We start from the raw sequence: 21587 nt of genomic DNA, 5'->3' as shown, positions 1-21587 counted from the left end.
GGCGGCCGTCGTCGTTCCGGCGCGGCATGCCGTTTCATCAGGCTTTCTCACGTACGCCGGAAGTTGTGTCCGACTATGGCGTCCCGATGCGGCATGATGCGTTGTCATGAGTACGCAACCGTCCGAGGACATCGACCGCCCCGAGGGCCCGCCCGCCGCCGCGGCGACCGGTGATCCGTTCGTGCGTGGCCTCTCCGAGGCGATCGGTGGACCGCTGGGCGGGCACGCCGTGCGACCCGACGCGCGTCGCGGGCGGTTCTGGACGGCGGCACGGATCATCCTCGCGCTGACCTGCATCACGCTGGCGTTCTCCTGGGTGCAGAAGTCGCCGTGCCAGACCGGGGACTGGCAGAAGAACATCCAGTACACCCGGTTCTGCTACACCGACGTGCTGGCGCTCTACTACGCCGAGGGGCTCAACGAGGGCAAGGTTCCGTACAAGGACCATGCGGTGGAGTATCCGGTGGTCACCGGCTACTTCATGGGCGCGCTCGGGCTGCCGGTGCACGCGTACGGCGTGAAGCATCCGGAGATCAACCAGGGCCAGTGGTTCTACAACGCCAACGCGCTGGTGCTCTCCGCGCTCGCCGTGATGACCGCGGCCGTGATCCTCGCGCTGCGCCGGAGACGACCATGGGACGCGGCGATCTTCGCGCTCTCCCCGATCATCTTCTTCACCGCCACGGTCAACTGGGACTTCCTGGCGATCGGGCTGGCCGCGATCGGCCTCTACCTCTGGGCCAAGCGACATCCGGCCTGGGCGGGCGTGTTCTTCGGGCTCGGCGCGGCGGCCAAACTGTGGCCGCTGTTCATCCTCGGCCCGCTGCTCGTGCTGGCGTTGCGGTCGCGCACGATCGACAAATGGCTCTGGGCGTTCCTGACCACCGCAGGCTCGTGGATCGTGGTCAACTTCCCGGTCTGGTACCTCTACCACGACAGCTGGCTGCGGTTCTTCCAGCTCAACAGCGAGCGGCCGATCGACTGGGGCACGTTCTGGTATGTCGGCCGCTACCTGGACGGCAAGTGGCACACCGGCAGCGGGACCGACCAGGGCCCGTTCCAGTGGCTCAGCAACCACATTCCAACCCTCAACATCCTGACGTACGGGTTGTTCGGGCTCGCCTGCGTGGGGATAGCGTTCCTGGCCTTCCTGGCGCCGCGTCGCCCGCGTCTGGCCCAGCTGGTCTTCCTGGTCGTGGCGGCGTTCCTGCTGTTCAGCAAGGTCTGGTCGCAGCAGTACGTGCTCTGGCTGCTCCCCCTGATCGTGCTCGCCCGGCCGCGCTGGGGAGCGATCATCGCCTGGACGGTCGCCGAGTTCGGCTACTTCACCGCGTTCTACGCCGAGTTGCTCGGCGCCGGCGGCAAGCCGGTGATCCCGGAGGGCACGTTCGTGCTGGCCGCGGCCCTGCGCATCATCACCGTCGCGGTGCTGTGCGGCCTGGTGATCCGCGAGATCTGGCGGCCGGAACTCGACGTGGTCCGCCACACCTACTCCGACGATCCGGACGGCGGCCTGCTCAACCTTCCCGACGCGGGCTGGGTCGAGAACTTCCGCCGAGCCTTCGTCCGCAACCGCCCGAATCCGGCCGAGGCGCTCGAGCCCCCACCCACTCCCGAGCCCGCCGCCCTGGCCGGCTGACACCGACACGAACGACGCCCGGACCCGCCAACCCACGGCGGGCCCGGGCGTCGCTCTTCCGCAGGCGGGCCCGGCATCGTTGATTCGCAGGCGGGCCGGGCGTCACTTTGTCGCGCTATGCGCCTGAAATGCCCACCGCTCAGCAGCAGCGCGCCACCGACCCTGCGCGCCACCGGCCCTGCGCGCCACGGGCCCTGCGCGCCACGGGCCCTGCGCGCCACGGGCCCTGCGCGGTCAAGGCCCTGCGCGCCAGCCATGCCACCGGCCCTGCGTGCCGCCACTCCGGGCGTGCGACTGGCGTAGCGCTCCCGTCGGCCGGTGCCCGACGGCATTACGTCCCCGCTTGACCGGCCGCGCTCATTGTGTCCGTGCTCTCGGCCGGATCCGTCCGTGCTCGGTGGTGTCGGCCGCGCTGGGTCAGCCGACGGCGGCCAGGCCTGGTTGGGCGTTGAGCGTCGGGCGGGCGCCGGTGCCGAACTGGGGCTGGGTTCCCCCGCCGGGAGGAGGGTTGCCGGCCTGGTTGCCCTGGGTGGAGGACAGGCCGCCGGGCTGGGTGGTCGTGCCGACGCCGGGCTGGGTGGTCGTGCCCGGGAGCGTGCCCGTGCCCGTGCCTGTACCCGTGCCTGTGCCTGTGCCCGTGCCCGTGCCCGTGCCCGTGCCCGTGCCCGTGCCCGGGAGCGTGCCTGTGCCGGGCTGGGTCCCGCCCGGCTGCGTGCCGGTGCCGGGTTGGCTGGATGTGGGCGGCTGGTTCAGGCGGAACAGGACGGCGTCGTCGAGGTCCTCGCGGCTGATGCCGAGCGAGTCGACCGGGATGTCGCCGGCGCGTTCCCACGGGGTGCCGGCCACGTATTTGCGCAGCAGGACGACCGTGTTGATGCCCTGTGACTTCAAGTACTGGATGCTCGTCGCGTCGGGGAAGGTGGCGACGTTTCTGCGCATCTCGGCCTGGTGGGCGGACGCGGGGCCGCCGGAGCCGTTGGCGATCCGCTGGAACCGCGTGGTCGACCAGAACATGATCATTTGATCGGTGAGCTCGGCGGTCGGCAGGACCAGCATCGGGCCGGTCACGGTGCGCATGGCCGCGGGCTGATCCGGCACCACCGGATGGGCGGTCGACGGCCAGCCCTCCAGCAGCACCAGGGCGAGCGGGATCAGCGTCGCCAGCCGCAGCCACGGGCCGGGCCACGGCGGGATACGCTGCTCGGCCCAGTTCTCGGCTCGCCGGACGAACTCGGCGACCGCCCCGGCGGCGAGGATGGCCAGCAGCAGCGTCGTCCACAGCATCAGACGGCCGGGGATGCGGGCGCCGACCGAGGCCGGGAGGTGACCGAACAGCGGCAGGTACGTCCAGCGACCGTCGAAGAAATTCGTCCCCAGGGTGAGGATGATCGTGATGGCCAGCCCGGCCAACAGCACCAGGCGCTGCCACAGCGTCCAGATGGAGAAGGCCAGGCCGGCCAGCGCCAAGGCGTACAGCACGAAGCCCGGCAGCAGCGACATCTCGGCCGGCCAGCTCAGCGACGAGCGGGGCACCTGATGCGGCCCGCCCCACAGGCGTGACTCGGCCGGGCCGATCAGTAGGCTGCGCAGCGGCGGCGAGAAGAACTTGATCTCGGCGGTGGCGGTGCTCGTGCCCCGGCCGCGGAAGTACGGGATGGCGATCAGGGCCGCCACGCAGGCCACGATCAGCGAGCCGACGATGTCGGTGGCCAGGAGGCGCCAGCCGAGCACCGGGCGCTCGGCGGGCCGGCGCAGCCACCGGATCGGCACCCGGACCAGCAGCACCAGCAGGATCAGCGCGAGCACGCCGAGGAACGGCAGGCCGAGCGAGAACCCGAGGCTGACCTGCCAGGCGGCGACCAACCAGCCGGCCGCGGCCCAGCCGACGCTGCGGTGGGTACGCCGGAAGCCGCGCCGCATCGACCAGCCGTGCCCGCGGGCGAGCATGGCGAGGGCGAGCGGGATGCCGCCGGCGGAGATGATGTCGAGGTGGCCCTCCTGGGCGAGCCGCCACGGGGCGTATGCGAACGCGAACGCGGCCACGGTGGCGCCGGTGCGGCCCGCGCCGAGTTGGCGGACCAGGGCGTAAGCGCCGATCAGCAGCAGCGCGTGGGCCAGCACGAAGAGAATGTTGTAACGCAGCGCGGCGGCGAGCGGACCATGGCCGAGCATGCCGGCCGGGGCATAGCCGAGCAGGCTGTCGCCGAACGCGAAGCTGTCCGACTGGGGGAAGAACGCGTTCGCCTGCCACAGCTTGACCGGGTCGGTGAGCAGGATGTGCCCGCTCCAGGCGATCTGCCAGGCCTGGCGGGCCGGATCGCCGAGGTCCTGCGGGAGGGTGTGCAGCGGGTACTGCAGGGTTGGCCAGCTCATCGCCACTGCGATGGCGATCGCGATGTACGCGACCAGGGCGTACTCGTGGATCAGGCCGCGGCCTAGGGCGCGGGTGGCCCGGCGGATGCGGCCGGGCGGGCGCTCCTTGATGGTCGCGAAGACGGTCCAGGGGTCGGGCGGGGCGGTCGCGGGGCGCTCGCTCGACAACGGTTCCTTGAGGTGGACGGCCGGAGCGGTTTCTTGTGGATGATCTGCTACATCTGGCGCGGAAACGGACACATCGGACGGAGGCGATGCGGCGCCGACCGCGACGAGTTCACGCGCCGGGATCGCTGAACGTCGTCGACCGGTGACCCGGAGGAATCGTCGCCAGCCCGAGTCGGCGTCGGGCTCCTTCGGCTCGCTCTCCAGGGAGGCCGTGAGGCGCGCGGCCCGGTCGGCCTCGCTCATCGGCGGCGCGGCGGCGGCCGGCTTGGGGGCGGTGTCGGCCGGAGTGGCGGTCGTGCCGGCCGGGGTGGCCGCGCCGTCGGCCGCGGCAGAAGACCCGCCACTCGGCGGCGGGGGCGAGCCGGTCGCTCCCGAGGGCGTGCTGGCGGGAGTTGCCGAGCTGCCGGTCGGGGCAGGAGGCGCGCCGGTTGGGGCCTGGGGCGAGCCGGTCGCGCCCGAGGGCGTGCTGGCGGGAGTTGCCGAGCTGCCGGTCGGGGCGGGAGGCGCGCCGGTTGGGGCCTGGGGCGAGCCGGTCGCGCCCGAGGGCGTGCTGGCGGGAGTTGAACTGCCGGCCGCGGCGGGAGGCGCGCCGGTCGGGGCCGGGGGCACGCTGGTCGCGCCCGAGGACGTGCTGGCGGGAGTTGCCGACGCGCCAGTCGGGTTTGGGGGCGAGCCGGCCTTGGCGGAGGGCTTGCCCGTCCGAGAAGGCGACGTGTCAGCCGGGCCGGGAGGCGCGCCTGATGGGCCGGAGGGTGTGCTGGCCGTGGCGGGGCCCGCGCCCGCTGGGCTGGGGGGTGCGCTGGCTGCGGGGGGTGCGCTGGCTGCTGACGCGGGGGCCGCGCCGGCCTGGGTCGGGGGCGTGCTCGGTGGGGTGGGGCGTGCCTCGGCCAGAGTGGGCGGTCCGCTGGGTGCCCGGGGTGCCTTGGGCGCTGTTGTGGCGGCGACGGGGGACGGGTGGGGAGGTGTGCTCACCGGGTCGGGTGCGGTGGGCGCCGGCCGGGCGGGTTTGGGCTCGGCCTGGCGCTGGGCGGGAACCGGCGCGGCGGGGCGCAGGATTTCGGCGGCCGCCGGGACGCGGGGCGGCGGCGGAGTCGCCTGCTGCTCCTGCGGCTGGTCGGTGGTCATGGTCTTCTCTCCCCCAGTAACCGGCTGGCTCGGCCCGGCTGGCTCGGATCGAGCCGTCAGCGGCCCGCCCGCTCCCGCAGGAGCGCGATGTCGGCGGCCTGGCCCTCGACGCCGCCGGGCGTCTCGACGACGGCCGGAGCGCCGGCGGCCCGGAGCGCGGCCACCACCAACTCCGGGTCGATCTTGCCATTCCCTAGGTTGTCGTGCCTGTCCTGACCCGAGTCGAAGCCGCCTTTCGAGTCGTTCGCGTGAATCAGGTCGATCCGGCCGGTGATCGCCTTGACCCGATCGACGATGCCGACCAGGTCTTCGCCGCCCGCGAAGGCGTGACAGGTATCCAGGCAGAAGCCGGCGCCGAAGCCGGCCACGGCGTCCCACAGCCGGGCCAGATCGTCGAAGCGGCGGGCACACGCGTTGTCGCCGCCGGCCGTGTTCTCGATCAGGATGGGCAGCGGCAGCCCGCCGTCGGCCTCCGCATACTCGAACGCCTTGCGCCAATTCTCGAAGCCGGCGGCGAGGTCGGCGTCCTTGCCGACGTGGCCGCCGTGCACGATCAGGCCTTTCGCGCCCAGCTCGGCCGCCGCCCTGGCGTGCGCCATCAGCAGCTTGCGGCTGGGGATGCGAATCCGGTTGTTCGGTGAGGCGACATTCACGATGTACGGCGCGTGGATGTAGATGTCCACCTCGGACTCGCGCAGGGCGGCGGCATCCTCCCGTGGTTTGGGCGTTTTGTAACCCTGCGGGTCGGTCAGGAAGAACTGCACGGCGTCGGCCCCGCGGTCACGTGCCGCGTCCAGGGGGTCGGTGGGATCGACATGGGCTCCGATGCGCATGGGTCGAGCCTACGACGAGGGTCCGACGCTTTCCGCGCGCGTCACCGTGCCCCGGCGGACCTCGTTAGCCCCAATCGAGGCTTGTTCACGGACTGGGAGATGGTGCATGTCGCGGCAGTTCCGCTACCGGATCACGGCGTTCGTGCTCGGCGGTCTGATATTCGGCGCGCCGCTGCTCACAAACGGGTCGGCGAGTGCCGAACAGCTGAGCCCGTCGAACGAGGGCGGCCGGCAAGTGACCTTCTCCGGCGGCGGTGTGCTGGGACTTTCCTGCCACTCCACGCCGGATATCGAGAGCATGGTGGTGCCGGCCGACAGTACGGTCCGGCTGATCAACCAGACCGGGTACAGCGCGCAGCTGCGGCTCGGCCGGGACACCAAGGGCACGGTGCCGGACGACTCGGCGACCGAGGTGGTGTTCCGCCGGGGCACGACGTCGGTGCTGCTCAAACCGAACTGCCCGCTCGGCGACGACGCGACGCCGGTGCTGGTCACGGCCACCCCCTCGGCGCCGGCCCAGATGCCCGACCCGATGCCGGCGCCCTCCGGGGGCGGGGCGAGCGGGTCGGCCATGGCGGCCGCGGGGACGAGCTCGCCGTCCGGTACCGCGCCGGGCAGTGCCCTGCCGGACTCGGCGTCGGCGGTGGCCCGGCCGTCCCGGCTCGCGCCGGCGACGAGCCAGGCGGGGGTGCGGGCGCCGGCTACGCTGCGCGGTTCGGCCGCGACGCAGGCGGCGGCTTCCGCCGCCCAGGGGATGCCGCAGGGTGGCGGCGCGACACGGGTCCGGGTCAAATCATCCGGTACGCCGGACGGCCGGGTTCCCGCGTACGCGGGCATGCCACCGGGCGACCGCAAGGCACTTATCCCCGGCGTACGCACGCTGGATCTGAGCCAGGCCATGCAGACGACCTCGCCCGCGGCACCGGCGGCACCACCCGCCGAGATCGCGGCGGCGGAGCCGGTGGCCTCGATGGAACCGATCCGGGCGAGCGGGCCGATCGGACTGCTGGCGCTGATCGCAGCGGTGTGCGTGATGGGAGTGGGCGCCGCGGCAATTCGGGCTATCGTGTCGCAACGTGCAAATCGGGCAAAAGTGGCGTAAGCTAGCTGTCATCAAGCTCCGCGGGGCGGCCGCGTCCAACCTCATCGGTGTGGTCGTTCCTCCCCAGGTCCCACCCAGCGAAAGCGGAACGGACGCCCCGCGGCTCCCGAATGAAAGAGGACCTCGTCCGCCGACGGGGTCCTCTTTCGTGTTGCCGGCCGGATTTGGGCAGGTCGAGACGGGTGGGTATGCTTGCTCGGTTCGCAGTGTGACGACCGTGGGCGTATACCCACGGTCTTTGTCTGCGATCGACACAAGACCTCCTGCCACGGAGAGACCGTGGCCGCTCAGCCCACAGGAGGTGAGAACGTCTTGCGTCATTACGAACTCATGGTGATCCTCGACCCTTCGCTCGAGGAGCGCACCGTCGCCCCGTCGCTCGACCAGTACCTGAACGTGATCAGGACCGCGGGTGGCTCGGTGGAGAAGCTCGATGTGTGGGGCCGTCGCCGGCTCTCGTTCGAGATCAAGAAGAAGGCCGAGGGTATCTACGCCGTCGTCGACCTTCAGGCGACCCCCGAGGCCGTCGCCGAGTTGGACCGTCAGCTGCGGCTCAACGAGTCCATCCTGCGTACCAAGGTCATCCGGCCCGAGACCCGCTGATCCCTCGTTTTTGTCAGGGGGTTCTGCGACCCTCCTACGAACGAGAACAGCGGCGAGGAGTAGATCATGGCAGGAGAAACCGTTATCACGGTCGTCGGTAACCTCACCGACGATCCCGAGCTGCGCTTCACCCCGTCGGGTGCGGCGGTTGCCAAGTTCCGCATCGCGTCCACGCCGCGCACTCTGGACCGGCAGTCGGGCGAGTGGAAAGACGGCGAGCCACTGTTCCTTGCGTGCAACATCTGGCGTGACGCCGCCGAGCACGTCGCCGAGTCGCTGCAGCGTGGCGCCCGGGTGATCGTGCAGGGCCGGCTGCGCCAGCGGTCTTACGAGACCCGCGAGGGAGAGAAGCGCACCGTCTACGAGCTCGAGGTCGACGAGATCGGCCCGTCGCTGCGGTACGCCACGGCAAAGGTGCAGCGGATGAGCCGCTCCGGCGGTGGCGGTGGGGGCGGCGGTTTCGGCGCCTCCAACGGTGGTGGCGGCGGCAACCGGCAGCCCAGCGGCGGTGGCGGCGGAGGCAACTTCGACGACCCGTGGGCGACGGCGGCTCCGGCCCAGGGCGGCCGCTCCGGCGGCGGCAACAGCTCCTCGTTCGACGACGAGCCTCCCTTCTAGCTTTTAGCCGCCGGTGGTGCGCCGCCGGCGAGGATCACAACAGGAGTAAGAGCAATGGCTAAGGCTGCGGCACTGCGCAAGCCGAAGAAGAAGGTGAACCCGCTCGACAAGGACGGGATCACCTACATCGACTACAAGGACACCGCCCTGCTGCGGAAGTTCATCTCCGACCGCGGCAAGATCCGCGCTCGCCGGGTGACCGGGGTGACCTCGCAGCAGCAGCGGCAGATCGCCCGCGCGGTCAAGAACGCCCGCGAGATGGCGCTCCTGCCGTACACGGCGACGGCGCGCTGAGGAGGATCCGGGACATGAAGATCATCCTCACCCAGGAGGTGTCGGGTCTCGGCACCCCCGGCGATGTCGTCGAGGTCAAGGACGGCTACGGCCGTAACTACCTGCTGCCGCAGGGCTTCGCGATCCAGTGGAGCAAGGGCGCCGAGAAGCAGGTCGTCGTGATCAAGCGGGCCCGCGAGGCGCGCGAGATCCGTGACCTGGGCCAGGCCAACGAGGTCAAGGCGCAGCTGTCCGGCCTCAAGGTGACGCTGTCCGCGCGTTCCGGCAACGGCGGGCGGCTGTTCGGCTCGATCACCCCGGCCGAGATCGTCGACGCGGTCAAGGCCGCCGGCGGCCCGTCGCTCGACCGTCGCCGGCTCGAGCTCCCGGGGCACATCAAGACCACGGGCGCCTACAACGTCCAGGTCAAGCTGCACCCCGAGGTCACCGCAACGTTCCCGGTGAACGTGGTAGCCGCCAAGTAACGCCGCGTCTTCAGACGCGTCAACGGCGCGCTGGGCTCCGGCCCGGCGCGCCGTTTACTTTTCGAGAACTCGCCTGCCGTCGACCACAGCGATCGCGTCGTTTGTCTTCCGGGGACTCGGGTGCTGTTGACCACGGCGGTCGTGTCGTTTGTCGTCCCCAGCTAACTCAAGCTGTTGCCGGTGATTGCGGAACTGAGCACTGTGGCCAGTCCGCCGCCGACCACCGCGGCGGCGAGGCCGACGCTGATCGCCTTCCACGAGCTGCTGAATTTGCGCAGGCCCACGGCGACCCCGACGCTCAGCACGAGCGAGATCAGGAACTGCGGCGCCGCCTTGGCGAGAGTGCCGAGAGCGTGCGACTGCGAGCCGGTGTTGACCACCAGCATGTAGACGACGAACAGGACGAGCGGCACTCCGTACCAGATGACGGTGTAACCGATCGCGGCGAGCGGGCCGCCCGAGTCCTGATCACCCTCCTCGTCGTCCGGATCAAGCAGGTCGCTCCTCCGGCTCGTGGGGAAGGCGCCGGTGACCGGGCGGCGCTCGTAGGAGCCGGTCTGACCCTGTTGGAACCCATTGCCGGAACGCTGCGGGCGAACCATCGGATCGCGGAGATCTCGCTGCTCGCGGGGCACCGGCGAGATCAGCGAGGTGGAGGTCATCGATAGGTTCGAGGATCGCGGGACGGCTGCGGCCCCGCCGGACCGAAAGGGCACGTAATCCGAGGTGCCGAAGCGCCGGGACTCACCCTCGGCGAGACTGCCGCCACCCGGTGACAGGTCGCGCCGCCAATCGTCGCCGCCGCCCTCGCGATAGGAGGCCGAGCCGCGGCCGTTCTCGGCGGGTTCGGAGAACTCGCTACGCCAGTCGTTGGCGGGACGCTGGGCCGGTTCGGCGAGGTCGCTGCGCCAGTCGGCGGGGGCCGGTCGCTGGCCCGGTTCGGCGAGTTCCCGGCGCCAGTCGTCGGCGGGGGGACGCTGCGCCGGATCGCCGCCGCGGGACCACGACGGGGCCTCGGGTGCGGCGCCAAGGGCGCGGCTCTGCCAGGAAGGACCGGTTTCGGGGGTACGGCGCCAGGTTTCCTGGCTCGGCGCCTCGTCATAGCCGGCCGAGCGGCGGCCACCGCCGGGCGGTGGTGCGTCGTCATCGTCGCGTCGACGGCCGCCGGACCGATAGTCGGCCGAGCCGCCGTAGGTCGTTCCGCCGGCCGGGGAGTCGGCGTAGGGCAGGCCGCTGCGCGGGGCGTTGCCGGGGCCGTCGTAGTCGCGGCCGCTGGGCAGCTCGCGGCGGGCGCTGCCGTAGACGGGGCCGCTCGTCGGGGCACTGGCCGAGCCGCTTCCGTAGGCCGGCCCGCCGCCCGCGGCGCTGCCATAGGCCGGCCCGCTGCGTGGGGCGCTGCCGTAAGTGCCGCCGCCGTAGCTGGGGCCGCTTGTCGGGGCGCTGCCGTAGGTCGGGCTGCTCGTCGGGGCGCTGCCGGAGACGCGGCGGCTGCCGTAGGAGGGGCCGCTGACCGGGGCGGCGCCATAGCCGGTGTCGTCGGGCCGGCGTCCGCCCTGGAGCTCGCGACGCGGGCTGCCGTAGGTGCCGCCGCCGTTGGCCGGGCCGCCGCCGTAGGAGGGGCCGCCGGCTGGGGCGGCGCCGTAGCCGGCGTCGTCGGGCCGGCGGCCGCTGGGCAGCTCGCGACGGGGGCTGCCGTAGGAGCCGCCGCCTCGGACGCCGTTCGGGTACGTGGGCTCGTCGTCGGGCGGATTACCGTACGGCGTGGCGCTGCGCGGGGCGCTCGACGGCATGCTGCTGCGGGGCGCGGCCGGCATGGCGCTCCGCGGGGAACTGGCCGGGCCGGCATCGTCGCGCGGGCTACGCCAGTCGTCGACCGGCGGCTCGGGCCGGGCCGGGCCGGCGGGCAGCTCGCGGCGCTGCGGCGGTTTGCCGTCGCTCATCGACTCGCGGCGGGCCGCCTCCTCGCGCCAGGCCAGCACGCGCGGGTCGTCCTCGGAGCGGCTCCACTGGCCGGTGTCGGGATCGCGAACCCAACTGCTGGTGTCCGGCTCGGCCACCCACGAGCCGGTCTGCTCGCGCCAGTCGTCGCTGTGCGTCTCGTTGTACCTGGCCTTGCCGCCGCGGGCGGGCGGAGCCGGCGGCTGCTCGGCGCGGGACCGCCGGCCGCCGGGCGCGCTGCGGGCACCACCCTCGGCGTCGGCCGCGCCGCGCCGGCGACCGCCGCCGGCCGGTCGCTGATCGGCCGGATAGTCCGGGCCCGCGCCACGCCCATAACCGGTGGTCGGGGCGGCGGAGGGGGGCTCGGCCAGGCCGGCGCCGCGACCGTAACTGCCGGACGGCGGCTCGGCCGGGCCGGGACCGTAATTGTCGGATGGGGGCTCGGCGGTGCCGGCGCCGCGGCCGAAGCTGCCAGGCGGCGGCTCGGCCAAGCCGGCACCGCGGCCGTAGCTCGAGGTGGGGGCGGCCGGGGGCGGCTCGGTGCCGTAGGCGGGGGCCGCGCCACGGCCGAAGCTGCTGGTCGGAGCCGCGGGCGGCGGCTCGGCCACGCCCGACCCACGCCCGAAGCCGCCGCTCGGCTGCGGGTCGACCGGGTAAGCGGCCGCGCCACGGCCGAAACCGGTGGTCGGCGCGGCGGGTGGCGGCTCGGCCAGGCCGGCGCCGCGGCCGTAGCTGGAGGTCGGCGCGGCGGGCGGGGGCTCGGCTAGGCCGGCGCCGCGGCCGTAGCTGGAGGTGGGGGCGGCCGGTGGCGGCTCGGTGCCGTAGCCGGGGCTCGCGCCGCGACCGAAGCCGGAACCGGGCGGGGTGTCGCCCGGGTAGCCGCGCGGGACCTCGACCGGCGGGGCCTCGTCGGCATAGCGGCCTCGGCGCGGGCCGGGGGCGGACTCGGCCGCGTGGCTGCCACCCGGCCGGGCGTCGTAGCCGCCACCGAGGCGGGTGTCCTGGCTGCCACCGGGGCGGGTGTCGTAGCTGAGCGGCATCGGGGCCGACGCGGCGCCACCGACCGGGCGACCGGGCTGATCAGCGTCGGAATCCGCGTGCCGGCTGCGTCGGGTGGGCTCGCCGTAGGTCGACCGCCGGCCCGGATCGTCGTAGCCCGCGCCACGGCCGGGGTCGTAGCCTGCGCCACGGCCAGGATCGTAGCCCGCGCCACGGCTGGGTTCATAGCCGGCGCCGCTGGCGGGGGCGTCGTAGCCCGCGCTGCGGGTCGGGTCGTAACCCCGGCCGCGGGTCGGGTCGTCGTAGGCCGTTCCGGCGCCCTCGAACGAGCTGGTCGGCAGCACACGGCGGCCGGTGGACGCGTCGGGGCGGCTCGCCGGGTCGGCGCCGGCCCACGTGGGGGTGCTCGGGGTGGCCGGGTCGGGGTAGAGCGGGATGTTGCCCGTGTCGGTGTGCCCGGCCCAATTGTCGGAGTCGGAACGGGTGGCCCAACCCGTACCCCCGGAAGGTTTTGAACTGCCCCCCTCGGGAGCCCGGCGGCGGCCGACGGGCGGTGACCCAGCACCCAGCTCCGCATCGCGGCGCCAGGCGGCGCGGTCGTCCTCGCGCACGAGATGACGGCCGTCGTCGCGCGGGGTCTGCCAGCTCGGCGTCTCGGCCGGATCCTCCATACGCAGCCAGCTGGACATGGAGGACGGGTCCTTGGTGGCGCCGGACGAACCCGAATCGTTCCAGGTGGCGGTGCCGTCGATCGCGTCTCGCTGCCAGGACGGGCGCTCGGCCGGGGTGTCGCCGACCAGCTGCTGCCAGGACGAGGGGCTTTCCGCGGGCGTACGCGGCGAAGGCTGCTGCCAGCTGGGCGTGGACTGCTGTTGCGGCTGCTCCCAGGGCCGCGCCTGGCTGGTGAACTGCTGCCAGGCCGGGCGCGCCTCCTCGGCGGGCGGGTCGGCGGACCACGCGGTGCTCGAGATCGCCGGCTGCGAGCTGGGCGTCTCGGCGGGCTCGTTGTACTGGTTGGCGCCGCCGGACTGCCAGGCCTCGGTGGTGGAGCGCCAGCCGTGCGAGCCGGTCGTCGAGCGCCACTCGGTGGTCTGCCGCCAGCGCGCGCCGGTCGCCCGCCACTCGGCCGTCTCGGTGCGCCAGCCCATGCCGTCGGCCGGGAAGGTCGTGCGGCCGGTCGAAGCCACCTCGGACCAGCGGTTGGCCGGCTCGACCGCCTGCTCGCCGGGCTCGGACTGCTGCGCCCAGGCGTCGGCGCGGCGCTGCCAGGCGAGGGCCTCGGGGCTGGGCTCCATGCTGCCCGTGTCGGTCAACGACTGCCATTTCGGCTCGGGCTCGGCGAAATCGGCACGCTCCGGACTCGGGGAAGGCCACGGCTGCGCAGCGCGACGATCGCGCGGCATGCGGGCGCCGTAGTCCCATTCCCGTTGGTCCACCCAGAAAGCGTGACGTGCAAGCGTCCGAACCGCAACGCCTCCGGGCGATGGCTTGCTCACGCGCGGCAGCTTTTTCTCCCCCACAAGCTGTTGACGACGTATTTCCTGCTGAGCAAGGGGCAGGCAGAGAGACTGCCAAAAGTTGTGCACAAGCTGTACACAGGGCTGCCCACAAGCTGGGGCCGGATGTCCACAAGTTGTCCAGAGGCTCGTCCACCGGCTCGCTTGGGCAGCCGACGGCGTCTTCGTAGAGTGATGCGACCTCGTGCCGCGGGGGTTCAGCCGAAAGTGTCATACCCGGGCTGTTGGATCACGGGAGAACGGCACAGCGAACGAGGGAGGTCCGGGTGTCGATCACCGACGACGCGCGGCCGGAGTCGCGGCCACCAGCCCAGTCATCGGCCGGTGGGCCGCCGCGCGGGGGCGGCGGCGACGGGCCGGCGGCCGGCGGCTTCGACCGGTCCCCGCCGCAGGACGTGGCGGCCGAGCAGGGCGTGCTCGGCGGCATGCTGCTCTCCAAGGATGCGATCGCCGACGTGGTCGAGATCCTCAAGGTGCAGGATTTCTACCGTCCGGTGCACGCGACGATCTTCGATGTCGTTCTCGACCTGTACGGGCGGGGGGAGCCCGCCGACGCGCTGACCGTGGCCGCGGCCCTCTCCGACTCCGGTGACCTGCAGCGGATCGGTGGCGTGCCGTATCTGCACACGCTGATCGAGAGCGTGCCCACCGCGGCCAACGCCTCCTACTACGCGCGCATCGTCTCGGAGCGCGCGATCCTGCGCCGGCTGGTCGAGGCCGGGACGAAGATCGTGCAGCTGGGCTACGGCACCGGCGGCAACGGCGGCCGGGATGTGGACGACATCGTCGACCTCGCCCAGCAGGCGATCTACGACGTCACCGAGAAACGGGTGAGCGAGGATTTCGCGGCCCTCGGCGACATGCTGCAGCCGACGCTCGACGAGATCGAGGCGGTCGGCGCGCAGGGCGGCGTGATGACCGGCGTGCCGACCGGCTTCTCCGATCTGGACCGTCTCCTCAACGGCCTGCACCCGGGCCAGCTGATCATCGTGGCCGGGCGACCCGGTCTCGGTAAGTCCACGGTGAGCATGGACTTTGCCCGTAATGCCGCGATTCGCAGTAACTGTGCCAGTGCCATCTTCTCGCTCGAAATGAGCAAGATCGAGATGGTCATGCGGCTTTTGTCGGCCGAGGCCCGGGTGCCGCTGCACGTGCTGCGCTCCGGCCAGCTGACCGACGACGACTGGAGCAAGCTGGCCCGGCGGATGGGGGAGATCAGCGAGGCCCCCATCTTCGTGGACGACACCCCGAGCATGAACCTGATGGAGATCCGCGCGAAGGCCCGCCGGCTCAAGCAGCGGCACGACCTGAAACTGCTGGTGGTCGACTATCTCCAGCTGATGACCTCGCCGAAACGCACGGAGAGCCGGCAGCAGGAGGTCGCGGATCTCTCCCGTGGCCTGAAGCTGCTGGCGAAGGAGATCGAGTGCCCGGTGATCGCGGTGTCGCAGCTGAACCGCGGTCCCGAGCAGCGCACCGACAAGCGACCACAGCTGTCTGACCTGCGTGAGTCGGGCTGCTTGACGGCTGCGACGAGGGTGATGCGGGCCGACGACAACAGCGAGACCACGCTCGGCGAGCTGCTTGCTGCGGGCGCCCGCAATGTGCCCGTGTGGTCGCTCAACGAGCGGCTGCAGTACACGCCGCAGACCCTGACTCATGTGTTTCCCAGCGGGCATCGACCGGTCTACCGGCTCACCCTCACGTCGGGTAAGCAGATCGAGGCCACGGCGAACCACCCCTTCCTCACTTATGCGGGATGGAAGTCGCTGGGAGACCTGTCAGAGGGTGACAGGCTGGCCACGCCCCGGCACGTTCCGCCGCCCTTCATGGTGATGCCATGGGACGATTCCGAGGCCATCCTGCTTGCGCATCTGCTCGGTGACGGTTCGTTCGTGCGTCGCCAGCCGATCCGCTACGCGAGCGTCGACGAGGAAAATCTCAAGGCTGTCGCCGACGCTGCCAAGCACTTCGGCATCACCGCCATTCGTGACGAGTCCGCGGCCGCGCGAGTCACCACGCTCCGGCTGCCGGCGCCCTACCGGCTGGCACGCGGTCGGCGTAACCCGATCGCCGAGTGGCTCGACGGCCTTGGCCTGTTCGGGTTGCGGTCGCACGAGAAGTTCATTCCGGAAACGGTGTTCCGCTTCCCCAAGGGGCAGGTCAAGCTCTTCCTCAGCCACCTGTGGGCCACCGATGGCTCGGTGACGGTCAACAAGGCGGGCACTGGCGGTCGCATCTACTTCTCGTCCACCAGCCGGCCGTTGCTCGACGGTGTGTCTCGCCTGCTGCTTCGTTTCGGGATCACGGCGCGGCTGAACGTGGTGTGTCCGGCGGCTCACCGAGACCAGTTCACCCTCGACATCTCGGGCCGGGACGATCAGTTGCGCTTCCTCCGCGAGATCGGTGTCTTCGGCGCACGGGCCGAGCGGTGCACCGAGCTCCTCGAGGTGCTCGAGCAGTCACGCAGCAACACCAACGTGGATACCGTGCCGCGGGAGGTGTGGGATGACGTGCGCCGGATCCTGCTCGACAGCGGCATGACCCACCGGGAGTTCGCGGCCGCCATCGGCACGCAGTTCTGTGGCAGCGCGCTGTGGAAGCATGCGCCCAGCCGGGAGCGACTAGGCCGCATCGCCAAGGTTCTGGACGATGCCGACCTGGAGTTGCACGCCACCAACGACGTCTTCTGGGACGAGATCAAGTCCATCGAATACATCGGTGACCACGACGTTTACGACGCGACGGTCGCCGGAAAGCACAACTTCATCGCGAACGGCATCGCGACGCACAACTCGATTGAGCAAGATGCTGACGTGGTCATCCTGCTGCACCGTGATGACTACTACGACAAGGAGTCGCCGCGGGCCGGTGAGGCGGACTTCATCGTGGCCAAGCACCGAAATGGACCTACCGACACGGTGACGGTGGCGGCTCAGCTGCATTTGTCCCGCTTTGTCGACATGGCCATCGTCTAATCAGGACGGGTCGGCGGGTCCTGGAAAAACGCGCCGGCCGGCCCGATGGGCGGGGCCGGCCGGTAGCCGTGGTCGCCTCGCGAAAAAGCCGCTGTCGGTCAGTCGAAGAGGTCGTGCAGGAAGCCCTTGCGCTTGCGCCGGTAGTGGCCGTGGTAGCCGCCCTGCTGGCGGTAGTGCCCGTGGTGCCGGTAGTGGCCGTGGTGGCCATAGCCGGGCGCCGGATAGCCGTGCGCGGCCGGTGCGCCATACGCCGCAGGCGCCGCATACCCGCCGTGAGCCGGAGGCGGCGGGGCCGCGTAGCCGCCGGGGGCCGGCGGGGGCGGCGGCGGAGTGTAGGGGCCCGGCGGCGGCGTAGGAGCCGCGGAACTGGGCGCGGCCTGTCGACTGTTCCAGGTCGCCTCGGCCTCGAAGAGTTTCTCCAGCTCACCGCGATCGAGGAAGATGCCGCGGCACTCGGTGCACTGATCCACCGTTACGCCGCTGCGCTCGTACACCCGCATCTCGCCGTGACACTTCGGACAGGTCATCTGCATCTCACCGACGGTACAAGCCAAAGCCACGGTTTCCGGCCCGGTCAGGCTGTGTGCTTGCTGAATGCTCGTTGAGAAACATCGGACGTCAGGGCGGGCGCCCAGACGAGGAAAGCGATCGGGTAGAGCAGATACCCGAAGCGGGTGGTGGGCAGCAGCAAGATCGCCGCAAGCATGCCCCAGCCGCTGATCAGGGCCGCGGTCGTCGCCGTGCGTGGGGGCCGGCGCAGCAGCCGTACGCCGATCACCACGGCGACGGCGGCCAGCAGCCCGATGGCGATGAACCGGCCGGCCGGCAGGTGCCGCGCGATCAGGTAACCGGGGAACGGCGACTGCGCCGGGCTGGCGACCACGCCGTGGCCGAGCGGGAAGCGGAGCACGTTCTCGATCACCGCGTCGGCGTCGACGAGCAGCGGCGGAATCAGCACCAGGATCGGCAGGCCGAGCGCGCCGGGCAGGAACGAGCGCCGGCGGCCGTTCGCCACCGCCAGGGCCGCGAGCACCACGAGCACCGGGAAGGCGAACAGTTTGCAGGCCGCGCCCGCACCGATCGCGACGCCCGCCCAGGCCCATCGACCGGCCGCCGTGAGCGCGAGGGCGAGCAGGCAGAGCGCTAGCACCGGCAGGTCATCGCCGCCGGTGGCCAGGGTGAGCGCACAGATCGGGAACACCGCCACGGACTGGATCGCCCGGATCAAGGAAGGACCAGACCCAAGCAGGCGTACGGCGAGGACCAGCGCCGCCACAGTCACCACGGCGAACCACACCCGCGCGTCGGTCCACCAGTAGTCCCCGAAGACCGCCCGGGGCAGGCCGAAGACCGCCATGCCCGGTTGGTAGGGGCTGTATCCCATCAGCCGCTCGTCCGCGGGCAGCGCCGCGATCGCGTCCCGGGCCAGGTAGGGCGTCCCGTGGTGCAGCAGGCGGTCGCCCATCCGCTCGACGACCAGCACCTCCTCCTGCGCCCGGTCGGTACGCCCACCGGCCCGCTGCACCGCCTCGACCACCAGCGGCAGCAACGTCGCGAACACCCCGGTGGCCCAGGCGAGCGCGGCCCGCCCGGCGGTCGAGCGGGTCACCAGCCGGACGACGACGACCACGGTCGCCGCGGCGTAGGCCCAGACCGCGATCGCGCCCCATCCCCGGTGCGGCAGGAGCGTCGAGGTGAGTGCGGTGAGCAACGCGAAGGCGGCGGAGATCCCGTACAGGAAGAGGTCGGTTTTGACTCCGTCGCCGGCCCGATCGATGCGCTGGAGCAGGTGGACGGCGCGGTTGGTCACGCGGGCAAGTGTGACAGAGCAGGTCAGCCCGGCCAGGCCTGGAGGAGCGCGTGAGGCCGGCTAGGTCTGGGAGGAGCGCGTGAGGCCGGCCAGGGCCAGGTCTGGAGGAGAGGTCAGGCCGGCTGGTGCGGCGACGTGGCGCGGGACGAGCCTGGCGGGCGCCGGCGCGGCAGGCGGACGACGGAGCCGCCGTCGTGCAGCGCGGCGGCCAGCGTGCCCGGGCGACCGCCCGAACCCCGCTGCAGCGCGCCGAGCAGCCGGACCGCCGACATGGGCCGGGCGAACAGGTGGCCCTGACCGGCGACGCAGCCCAGCTCCCACAGGGCATGCCGTTGCGGCTCGCTCTCCACACCCTCGGCCACCACCGTCAGATGCAGGCTGCGGGCCAGGTCGACGGTCGAGCGGATCACCGCGGACGCCTCCGAGGAGGTCTCGACGGCGGTGACGAACTCGCGGTCGATCTTGAGCTGGTTGACCGGGAGGTGCGACAGCACCGAGAGCGGCGAGACACCTGTCCCGAAGTCGTCGAGGGCCAGGCCGACCCCGGCCTCGCGCAGCTCGGCGAGGGCGCGGCCGACCGTGTCGAGCTGGCTGATCGTGAGCGTCTCGGCCAGCTCCAGGACGAGCCGGTCGGACGGCACGCCGTGCCGGGACAGCTGGGCCAGCACGGTGGCCGGGAAGCGCGGGTCGAGCAGGCTGCGCGGCGACACGTTCACCGCGACCGGCAGATCGAAGCCGGCTTCCCGCCAGACGCCCGAGGCGGCCAGCGCCTGGTCGAGCACGGCCTCGGCGAAGGCGGGCAGCTGACCGGAGCGCTCGACGGTCTCGAGGAACTGCATGGGCGTGAGATAACCGTGCTCGGGGTGTTGCCAGCGGGCCAGCGCCTCGGTCGAGATGATCTCGCCGCTACCCAGGTCGACGATCGGCTGGAAGTCGACCACGAACTCCTGCTCGGCGACCGCGCGCTGCAGCTCGCCACCGAGCATCAGGCGGCTGACGTCGGCGGTGTCCTGCGAGTGCGCGTACGTCGCGGTGCGCTGGCCGGCCCGCTTCGCCTGGTACATAGCCACGTCGGCGCGCCGCATCAGCTCGTTGATGCCGCCGCTGCCCAGGGCCAGCGCGATGCCGCCGGCCGCCTCGACGGTGATCTGCATACCCTCGACCTCGAGCGTGGCCTCGAGCGCGCTGAGCATCTGCTCGGCCCGATGCGTGGCCAGCGCCGGGGTGGCCAGGTTGAGCAGCAGCACCGCGAACTCGTCGCCGCCGAGCCGGGCGACCAGATCGCCGGGGGCGGCCGCGTCGTCGAGCCGCCGGGCCACCTCACGAAGCACCGCGTCGCCGGCGCCGTGGCCGAGCGTGTCGTTGACCTCCTTGAAGTGGTTGAGGTCGATCAGCAGCAGGGCGACCACGCCGTCCTCGGTGCGGCCGGCGAAGTACTCCTCGGCCCGTTCGTACAGCTCGCGGCGGTTGGCCAGGCCGGTCAGCGGGTCGTGCGCGGCGTCGAACGCGTTCTGCTCGTTGAGCCGCTGCAGTTCGGCGTACGCGGCAGCGTTGCGGATCGCGGTGCAGAGAGCGGAGGCGAACGTCTTGAGCTTGTACCGCTCGAACTCGGTGAACTTGATCTTTCCGTGGAAGTCCAGCACCAGTGCGCCGGCCTGGTAGCTCCGGTCGCGGGTCTCGAGATCAGTGGTGATCGAGGAATCGCCGCCGAACTTCCGCGGGCCGGGGCCGTCGTAGATCACACCCTGAGCACGCGCCCGCACGACCCGATCCACTCCGCTGGCGACCAGGTCGATCTCGACCTCGTCGGCCGAGAAGAGCAGCGCGCTCTTGGTCGCCGCGACGTAGAGCACCTCGTTGAGGTCGACCGAGCTGAGCTCATCGGTGGTCTCCGCGAGCTGGCGCCACGCGTCCCTCTCCTGCCGCGTCCCTTGCCGGAGGGACTGCCACAGGTAGATGCAGCCGACGATCGACGGGACGAACAGGAGCAGCAGCGGGTTCGCGCCGGTGACCAGCACGTCGACGACGAACGTCACGGTGACGAGTCGGGCGGCGTGGCTGATGACCCGTTCGGTCAGGCCGCGCCGGAAGGCCTTGAGGATCGTCGTATGTGAGGCGACCGCGATGACCGGATAGAACACGAGCTCATCAACGAACCAGAAGACCAAATAGGCCGCTGCGGCGGCACCCAGCGGCGCTCGCGGATCGGTGACGCTCGGATGGGTGCCGAGGAGCATCAACGTGGTGCCGGCGGCGCTGACGACGAGCACCTGCTTGGCGACCGTGAAGACCGTCCGGTGCGGGACGCCCTTGGCAATGATGCGTGCCGTGGCGACGCCGGCACAGGCGCACAAGGTCACCCACGGGACCGGCATCAGGACGAGGCCCACCATGACCGGAATCTCGCCCCAGTCCCCGCCGATCGAGCTGGAACCAACGCGAACGACGATCTTGATGCGGTCGGCAACCGCTGTCAGCAGGTAGAACGCAATCAACAGGACCGGGTTGGGCACGGCGGCGACCGAGCCGCCGGCTTGCCAGACGGTCAGCGAAAAGGTCCCGAACGCCAGAACGACGACGAGACCGATGAGCAGCATCAGCTGCCGATCGGTCGCGTCGTCGTTGAAGCTTCGAATGCGCAACGGAGTCATCCTGTCGCTGAGCGCTACGGAACCCGTCCGGGCTCAAGCGTATTCACCGGCGCGTTGTCGCGCACCTATCCCTATTCCCAGTGAGCAGTACGCATGGCTCTCTCCTTGCGTGGGTGGCCCCCCAGTAGCCGGGCCCGTGATCAAGTGCGTCGCGACGAGAGAGACGTTATATAGGCATGAGTCGTGATCGGAACCGATTTGTGTCGGTATGCGCAGAACACGATAATCGATCGGCGACCCGTTACTGGCAGTCCCGAATGCAAAACTCTGAGCTACTTGAATTGACGTTTTGGTCGCAGTGTCCGAATAGCTGAGAGTGCCGCTCGACTAACGCTATGGATTGACGGATCTACCTGTTATCCGTAACCTCGGAAGGCTCCTGACCTGCGCGTAGATCATGAATATTTGTCTACCGGAAATTGTGGGCCGCACGCTGCGATTGAGCTAACGGAGTGATCCACCGAACGTTCTATAA

13 protein-coding genes are annotated in these 21587 nt (G+C 71.2%); 7 read left to right on the top strand and 6 right to left on the bottom strand.

The genetic code is table 11. The annotated features are described in order from the left end of the window. The first annotated feature begins 106 nt into the window (after positions 1 to 106). Positions 107 to 1639, top strand: coding sequence for a glycosyltransferase family 87 protein (locus IH26_RS0136510; protein ID WP_030440843.1), 1533 nt, complete (start codon positions 107 to 109; stop codon positions 1637 to 1639). A 417-nt stretch (positions 1640 to 2056) separates the two neighbouring features. On the opposite strand, the gene IH26_RS0136505 is transcribed toward IH26_RS0136510, so the two are convergent. Together IH26_RS0136505 and IH26_RS0136500 are read right to left on the bottom strand one after the other, a co-directional pair. Then, positions 2057 to 4423 carry a hypothetical protein gene (locus IH26_RS0136505; protein WP_425394427.1) on the bottom strand — a complete coding sequence of 789 codons (2367 nt, stop codon included), beginning with the start codon at positions 4421 to 4423 and terminating at the stop codon, positions 2057 to 2059. Positions 4424 to 5361: 938 nt separating this feature from the next. Beyond that, complete coding sequence (locus tag IH26_RS0136500) at positions 5362 to 6138, bottom strand: deoxyribonuclease IV (RefSeq protein ID WP_030440841.1); 777 nt, start codon at positions 6136 to 6138, stop codon at positions 5362 to 5364. A gap of 106 nt (positions 6139 to 6244) precedes the next feature. On the opposite strand from IH26_RS0136500, the gene IH26_RS0136495 reads away from it, so the two are divergent. The 5 genes from IH26_RS0136495 to rplI all read left to right on the top strand — a co-directional run bounded on the left by IH26_RS0136495 (position 6245) and on the right by rplI (position 9219). Then, the gene (locus IH26_RS0136495; RefSeq protein WP_030440840.1) at positions 6245 to 7240 is read left to right on the top strand and encodes a hypothetical protein; all 996 of its coding nucleotides are present in this window, start codon (positions 6245 to 6247) and stop codon (positions 7238 to 7240) included. A gap of 312 nt (positions 7241 to 7552) precedes the next feature. Next, positions 7553 to 7843, top strand: a complete 291-nt coding sequence (gene rpsF / locus IH26_RS0136490) for a 30S ribosomal protein S6 (RefSeq protein WP_034216710.1) — start codon at positions 7553 to 7555, stop codon at positions 7841 to 7843. 66 nt (positions 7844 to 7909) lie between these two features. Beyond that, positions 7910 to 8461 carry a single-stranded DNA-binding protein gene (locus tag IH26_RS0136485; protein ID WP_030440838.1) on the top strand — a complete coding sequence of 184 codons (552 nt, stop codon included), beginning with the start codon at positions 7910 to 7912 and terminating at the stop codon, positions 8459 to 8461. 54 nt (positions 8462 to 8515) lie between these two features. After that, positions 8516 to 8755: a 30S ribosomal protein S18 gene (gene rpsR, locus IH26_RS0136480; RefSeq protein WP_007073789.1), complete on the top strand. Its 240-nt coding sequence runs from the start codon at positions 8516 to 8518 to the stop codon at positions 8753 to 8755. Between the two features lie 14 nt (positions 8756 to 8769). Further along, entirely contained in the window at positions 8770 to 9219 is a 450-nt protein-coding gene (gene rplI / locus IH26_RS0136475; protein ID WP_030440837.1) for a 50S ribosomal protein L9, read from the top strand. 161 nt (positions 9220 to 9380) lie between these two features. Here the strand turns inward: rplI and IH26_RS0136470 are convergent, their stop codons facing one another. Beyond that, the gene (locus IH26_RS0136470) at positions 9381 to 13592 is read right to left on the bottom strand and encodes a hypothetical protein (protein ID WP_157437565.1); all 4212 of its coding nucleotides are present in this window, start codon (positions 13590 to 13592) and stop codon (positions 9381 to 9383) included. A 347-nt stretch (positions 13593 to 13939) separates the two neighbouring features. On the opposite strand from IH26_RS0136470, the gene IH26_RS0136465 reads away from it, so the two are divergent. Continuing rightward, positions 13940 to 16651, top strand: a complete 2712-nt coding sequence (locus IH26_RS0136465; protein WP_034216709.1) for a replicative DNA helicase — start codon at positions 13940 to 13942, stop codon at positions 16649 to 16651. 98 nt (positions 16652 to 16749) lie between these two features. Here IH26_RS0136465 and IH26_RS0136460 read toward each other — a convergent pair whose 3' ends face one another. From IH26_RS0136460 to IH26_RS0136450, 3 genes are all read right to left on the bottom strand, one after another. Continuing rightward, positions 16750 to 17184, bottom strand: a complete 435-nt coding sequence (locus tag IH26_RS0136460) for a TFIIB-type zinc ribbon-containing protein (RefSeq protein WP_030440834.1) — start codon at positions 17182 to 17184, stop codon at positions 16750 to 16752. 41 nt (positions 17185 to 17225) lie between these two features. Continuing rightward, positions 17226 to 18461: a glycosyltransferase 87 family protein gene (locus IH26_RS0136455; RefSeq protein ID WP_034216708.1), complete on the bottom strand. Its 1236-nt coding sequence runs from the start codon at positions 18459 to 18461 to the stop codon at positions 17226 to 17228. Between the two features lie 113 nt (positions 18462 to 18574). Then, positions 18575 to 21112, bottom strand: a complete 2538-nt coding sequence (locus IH26_RS0136450; RefSeq protein ID WP_034216707.1) for a putative bifunctional diguanylate cyclase/phosphodiesterase — start codon at positions 21110 to 21112, stop codon at positions 18575 to 18577. Positions 21113 to 21587 lie beyond the last annotated feature (475 nt).

This window comes from Actinoplanes subtropicus (assembly GCF_000721705.1).
In the GTDB taxonomy this organism is placed as follows: Bacteria; Actinomycetota; Actinomycetes; order Mycobacteriales; family Micromonosporaceae; genus Actinoplanes; species Actinoplanes subtropicus.
Note: the sequence above shows the minus strand (reverse complement) of the source record. Positions and strands in the feature narration are given on the sequence as shown.